Genomic DNA, 5,888 nt, shown 5'->3' on the forward strand with positions numbered 1-5,888 from the left:
AAGGTCAGCAGCGGGCCCCCGCGGTAACCCCGGTGGAACCACTCGCATTCGGTGTTGGCGTGGTAGAAGTCGCTCGTCTCCGTGGTGATGAACTCAGGGTCGAACTCCCAGGTGCCGGGGCGCATGTAGCGGCCGTACTGCTCGCGTACGCCGGCGCGGATGCTGCCGTCCAGGTCGCCCCGGCGCGTGCGGATGTCCACGCCGCACGCCTCCGCGAACTCGTAGACGTTGAAGTTCGGGTCGTGGTAGCCGAGGACCTGCGCGGTCACCCACATCACGTTGGTGCGAACGGCGTCCGTCTCCTGGTCGTTGAGAACACGGTCGCCAGCGCGGGTGTCGCTGTCACGGTTGTGGCCCGCGCGGTCGCGCCGATAGGGCGCGTCGGACCAGTGGTGATTGCTGATCTCGCGGGCGAAGTCGCGCGCGATCTTACTGAGAGCCATGCTGTCCGCCGATCGGACGAAGTAGACGCCATCCCCCGACGGGCGGCGCCACTGCCTCTGCGGGGCAGTCATGTCACCGTACGCCCCGATATCGACCAGTACAAGGTTCGATTCACTCGCAGCTGCGGCGTGACTCTGAGTGACGCGTCATGGCGACGACGTTTTACGCGATTTTTCCGCTTCCCGTTTGAGGTCACCGATGAGGCCACCACGTGACTCGCTCACGAGTGAGTGGCGTCTTGATGCCTATCAACGCGCTGGTCAGAGGCTGGATCACCTGTACGAGTGGATCACCTGAACTTAAAATCGAACACATGTGCGACGAAAAGCGCTCGGTCCACTCTCGGCTCACGGCGGAGCTGTGGACCGACATAGCCCATGAGGCGGCGCGGCGAGGCCGTCTCTCCGTGGCGCAGACCATGATCGACCTCGCCACCGAACGCCTCACGCAGATCCACAAGAGCGAGTCCACGGCGGAGCCAGCGACTCAACTCACCTTGTCTGCGAGCGAGGTGAAGCACGGATGAAACTCCGTTGCCCCCGCGGCTGCCCCGGCGACCGCGAGACCAAGCGACTGCGCCAGTGCCCGAAGTGCGGCACGAAGCGACAGCCGAAGACGAAGAAGTCCAACCCCGTCGCAACCGACTCCTGGCTTCCACTGGCGGTGCCGGTGCGAGTCCCCGAACCGCTGGCGGTGCCGGCGTACGAGCCGCGACGAGCAGCAACCCCCGCCCCCGAACGACCCCGCCGCTAGACGGTGAGAGGGGACTCAGTGAGCAGCAGGAAGACAGGAGTCGTGGCCAAGCGCCAGCGACTCCTCACGAAGGCACTCAAGAAGGCTCTGCACGAGTGCGTCAACGGCTGCGGCCGTGGCAAGGCTGGCAATCGGTACTGCACCGACTGCGGCACCGCGCTTCCCATCTTCGACGGCGCGGCCAAGAGCGCGTCCGCTCCCGCGTTCCTCGCCAAGAGTGAGACGCCGACCGACCCGCTGTGCTTCGACTGGGGCGACAGCACGGACCCCGCTGAGCGCGAGCGAGCGTGGCATGAGGAGTACAACCGCCTCATCTCCAAGCCCGCCGTCAAGTCGGCGTCGGCTCCCGACGAACCGTCCTTCTGGGACCCGAACAGTTCCGACCCTCAGCTCAGTCTGTCCGCCATCCATGACCTGTCAGACGCCCGCTACCACAGCGATCCGGCCGTCCGTGAAGCGACGTGGAACGCGCTCAACAACCGCAGCACGAAGGGACGGTGACCGGCCATGATCGGACTCGTCACTCAGCAGGCCCGGGAGGCCCTGGAGAAGGCCCGAAAGGACCGCGAGCAGCCACGCGACGAGGCGGCTGAGGAAACCCCCACCGGCACCGAGAACCCTGGTCTCGCGCCCGCTCACGCCATCGCCGAGGGCGCCCAGCGCGTACAGGACGAGGAGCGCGAGGAGCGCAAGCGTCTCGGCCTTCACACTCGCAAGGGCATGCTGGCCACCGGCCCGCAGACCGCGCAGGTCATCCAGGGCGGCGGGCCCGTCACGCAGGCGCTGGCCGGCCACGTCTACGCCGCGCAGCATCACGCGGTCATGCCGCATCACCTGACGAGCCTCCAGACCACCGAGGCGCCTGCCCCCGCCGGCCCGACGTTCGCGCCCGGCACCGCGACCGCCCAGCAGCAGAATCACCGCGCCCCGACCCACGCCTTCCCGCAGGCTCACGCCCCGGGTCAGGTTCCGCTCCACACCGCGCCGATCAACACCGGAGGCCAGCGATGAGCGACGAGACGATCATCAAGCAGGTGATGGACGCGTTCGCCACCGAGATGCTGGGTGCCACGGACGGCGTCGACGACGAGATCAAGCAGAAGATCAGTCAGGCCCTGAACACCCGGGAGGTCACCGACGTCGTCGGTCCCCTGGATGCGCCGGAACGCGCTTCAGCTTCAGCTCATGGCCGCTGAGCTCCTGGACCGGGCGGATCAGCTGGAGTTCGAGGCTCAGCTACGAGCGGCGGCGAAGGCGACCGATGGGCCAGCGGATGAGGCTCGCATTGAGGAGGTCCGACTCGCAGAGGCCGTAACGGGAGCCATCGACGCGGAGCGAAAGGCGGAGGACGCGGCCCGCGACGCCGTTGAGAACCACCGCCAGGCCGTCGAGGCGGAGCGGCAGGGTCACGACCTGTCGGCCGTTGAGCAGACCCGTCTCGGCCTCACCGTCGACGCGGCGGCCAAGGTCATGGCGCGTCTCACGGCCAGGGCCGAGGGCGCCAGGGCTCACCGCGAGGCGACGGAGCGGCAGCTCGTCGCCGTCCGCCAGCTGGTGAGTGAGCGGACGGCTTCGGAGGAGACGGCCTACGCCCTGGCGAAGAACCCGCCGAAGGCTCCCACCTCCGCCTTCACCGGGTTCCTCGATGGCTTCCGCCGCCTGATGTTGGGTCAGAGCATGAGCAAGGAGGCACTGGCCGCAACGGCCGGCCTCGTTCAGGACGCGGCCAAGCGGACGGGACTCGCTCGCCACCTCCAGGCTCAGGCCGTCGAGCAGCGTGACAAGGAGCTCGCCAACCTCCGATTCGAGCGGAACATGCCCAAGGCCGGCCACTCGCTCCGCCCGAGCAACCCCACCTCTCCCGTCTTCGCGGTGAGGCCACGCAGCTGATGAGACGTCCGTGGGACGGAGGCCCCATTCACCTCCGCCCCGCGGATCGCGTGGATTGCGGCCACGCAGCCGTTCCCGTCCCGTTTCCGTCGCGGGACGGGAACGGCGCCACCCCTTCGGGAGACCACGATGACCACCCCCACGACACACCGAGACCGCTTGGCCGGCCACCTGGCCGAGGTCGAGAACTGGATCCTGGGCGCCAGGTTCGACGTCCAGGATTTTGAGAAGCAGATCGCTGAGGCGGAGCGGACCCTTCCCAACGCCACCAACCAGTGTGAGGCCGCCACCGCGAGCGGGCGCGCCGTCCTGGGCGACGGGCTCGACTCCGTGGCCTTCCGCAGCGACATTGACCGGCAGGTCGCCACCTGCGAGGCGGTGATGCGGATACGCATCGCCAAGACCAACCTCGAGGCCGCTCGGCACGCTGTCGACGTTCTCAAGGCGAAGCAGGCGAACGCCAGGACCACCCTGCTTCAGGCGCAGGCGCTCAAGAAGCGCATCCAACTGGTGATGGAGGCTGACGAGTTGCCCTCCGCCGTAGACGAGCTCGAAGCGCTGATGGAGAACTGATGGTGGACTTCAACCCCACGGCGTCGGCGGCTGAGAACGGCCTCCCCGGCAACCTCAACGCCACGAACCATGCCAGGCAGCTGAACCAGTTCCTTGGCACTCCCGCGACCAACGTGATCTATCCCGGCATTGAGATCGTCACGGCCGATCCGGTCTACTCGTCCTGGACCAGCGACAGCACGCCGTACGAGTACACCCAGCCGTTCACGATGCCGGTCGGTCACACCACCGTGGGGCGGGTGACGATCCCCGTCCGGCCGGTCGGTGACGGTGCCGACCTGTTCGTGGCGCTGTATCCCGACGACGGCAGTGGCAACCCGAACACCAGCATCCCGCTGGCCTCAACGCTGGTGCCAGCCTCCTGGATCGGCACTCTCGCCGGTAAGACAACGGTGAACACTGGGGGCTCGAACGCGACCGCCCTCTTCAACAACCTCCAGAACGACAACTTCACCCTGGTGCCCTGGAGCACGCCCCTCGTCACCAGCAGCAGCGAGCTGGACACGGCGGCGACCGCCCCGAGCGGCAACTACATCATCCTCGCGGGCGGCAGTGACGGGTTCGGCAACGGCATCACCGACGTCGTCCTCGTCTACTACGACGGCGACGTGCCCACGGCGACGCCCGCCACGCGTCTTCCCGTCGGTCTCTACCACGCGGCCCTGGCGGCAACCGACAGCACGGTCACGATCATCGGCGGCTCCACGTTGGTTGGCTCTGGCTTCGTCTCCACCACGTACTCGGCCTCGTGGGACCCGAACACCGGCACCCTCGGCGCGTGGAGCCAGCAAGCGTCGCTTCCCGTCGCCCTCAGGGAGTCGAGCGCCTGGGGTCACACCAACAGCGCGGGCACCGAGGTGATCTACGTGGCTGGTGGTGCCACGAACACCGGCCTGACCGCGGTGAACACCGTCTACTACACGCCGGTCTCGAACGGGCAGCTCACCGGCTGGGTGACCGCCACGCCACTGCCCACCGCGGTCTTCTGGCCCGTCCTGTTCGCGGTCGACGACTGGCTGTTCTGCGCGGGTGGCCTCGTGAGTGGGGGCGCGTCTGCCACCAACGCGTCGTTCTACGCCAAGATCAACGCCGACGGCAGCATCGGCGCCTGGTTCCCTACGCCCAACAGCCTGCGACAGGCCGTGGGCAGCTTCAGCGCGTACGCCACGACGGACAACGGCGTCGTCGTGGCCGGCGGTCTCACCAGCCAGGCGAGCCCGACGTTCGCCAACGGCATCCAGACGCTGACCGTCTTCGAGGATGGCCCCGGTGAGTGGCAGATCAGCTCAGACACCGGTGGTGGGTTCGACCTGGCGACTCTCGTCGTCGCGACGGAAGAGACGAGCGACTACATCCTCTTCCTGCTCGGCAACCTCGGCGGCACGGAGTCGTACGTCACGATTCCGGAGTACAACGTGCCCACGATGTCGGTGCCGCTCTACGCCGCCGGGCTCACCGCTGGCAACACCTACCACGTGTTCATGCGGCAGACGAACCAGCTCGGTGCTGGCCACGATCCAGAAAACTACCTGGAGTTCCTCAAGGGCTCGGCCAGCCTGCCAAGCCCCTTCAAGTACCGCTCTCGCTACAGCACCGGTGTCTGGACCGCCGACACGTTCTCCCTCAACGTCAGCGTCTACGACAACACCCCCGCCGGTGATCTCCCCCTTCACACTTGGCGGGACCCGAACAGCTCCAACCTTGCGGCGGCAGCCTCCACGTTCGTCTACGACTGGCGGGGTCGGTTCCTCAGCTACCTGGAGGCCACCCTCTTCCCGAACGACGCGCAGAACTCGAACCCGACGTTCGTCAGCGGAACCTCCCCGTGGACGGCGGTCAACTGCACCCTCACGCAGTCCAACGCGCAGACGCACGGCGGGTTCACGGAGTCGGGGCTGATCACGCCGAACGGCACGTCGGCCACCGTCTACGCCGAGTCGGAGCTCATTCTCGTCACCCCTGAGCACTGGTACCAGGCGCAGGGCTGGCTGTACTCGCCGACGGGGTGGGCGAACGCGTCACTCAGCGTCAACTGGTTCGACTCCACGCAGGCGTACCTCTCCACGTCCAGCCACACCGTCTCGTTGACGGCGGCCACCTGGACGCAGCAGGTCAACAACTTCCAGGCACCGGACGGGGCGGCGTACGCGGCGCTGGTGCCCACGGAGGGCGGGACGCCCGCTGCCGCCAACACGCTGTTCCTCTCAAACCTCACCCTGACCAACGCC

8 protein-coding genes are annotated in these 5,888 nt (G+C 67.5%); 7 read left to right on the forward strand and 1 reads right to left on the reverse strand.

Going from position 1 to position 5,888, the window contains the following annotated elements:
• Window positions 1-443: hypothetical protein (locus IE249_RS21830; RefSeq protein ID WP_189707044.1), on the reverse strand; the 443-nt coding region annotated here is incomplete at its 3' end.
• A gap of 314 nt (window positions 444-757) precedes the next feature.
• Here IE249_RS21830 and IE249_RS21835 point away from each other — a divergent pair.
• The 7 genes from IE249_RS21835 to IE249_RS21865 form a co-directional block, all read left to right on the forward strand.
• Window positions 758-970: a hypothetical protein gene (locus IE249_RS21835; protein ID WP_189707047.1), complete on the forward strand. Its 213-nt coding sequence runs from the start codon at window positions 758-760 to the stop codon at window positions 968-970.
• A gap of 269 nt (window positions 971-1,239) precedes the next feature.
• The gene (locus IE249_RS21840; protein ID WP_189707049.1) at window positions 1,240-1,698 is read left to right on the forward strand and encodes a hypothetical protein; all 459 of its coding nucleotides are present in this window, start codon (window positions 1,240-1,242) and stop codon (window positions 1,696-1,698) included.
• A 6-nt stretch (window positions 1,699-1,704) separates the two neighbouring features.
• Window positions 1,705-2,208: a hypothetical protein gene (locus IE249_RS21845; protein WP_189707051.1), complete on the forward strand. Its 504-nt coding sequence runs from the start codon at window positions 1,705-1,707 to the stop codon at window positions 2,206-2,208.
• Window positions 2,205-2,393 carry a hypothetical protein gene (locus tag IE249_RS21850; protein ID WP_189707053.1) on the forward strand — a complete coding sequence of 63 codons (189 nt, stop codon included), beginning with the start codon at window positions 2,205-2,207 and terminating at the stop codon, window positions 2,391-2,393. Before IE249_RS21845 ends, IE249_RS21850 begins: the two co-directional genes overlap by 4 nt.
• Window positions 2,383-3,087 carry a hypothetical protein gene (locus tag IE249_RS21855; protein WP_189707055.1) on the forward strand — a complete coding sequence of 235 codons (705 nt, stop codon included), beginning with the start codon at window positions 2,383-2,385 and terminating at the stop codon, window positions 3,085-3,087. Before IE249_RS21850 ends, IE249_RS21855 begins: the two co-directional genes overlap by 11 nt.
• Before the next feature lie 129 nt (window positions 3,088-3,216).
• A complete protein-coding gene (locus IE249_RS21860; protein ID WP_189707057.1) occupies window positions 3,217-3,660 on the forward strand; it encodes a hypothetical protein in 444 nt (147 codons plus the stop codon).
• Window positions 3,660-5,888 (forward strand): Kelch repeat-containing protein (locus tag IE249_RS21865; RefSeq protein ID WP_189707059.1); only part of this gene is annotated, 2,229 nt, incomplete at its 3' end. The genes IE249_RS21860 and IE249_RS21865, both read left to right, overlap by 1 nt.

It is taken from the genome of Streptomyces anandii JCM 4720 (assembly GCF_014650655.1).
In the GTDB taxonomy this organism is placed as follows: Bacteria; Actinomycetota; Actinomycetes; order Streptomycetales; family Streptomycetaceae; genus Streptomyces; species Streptomyces anandii.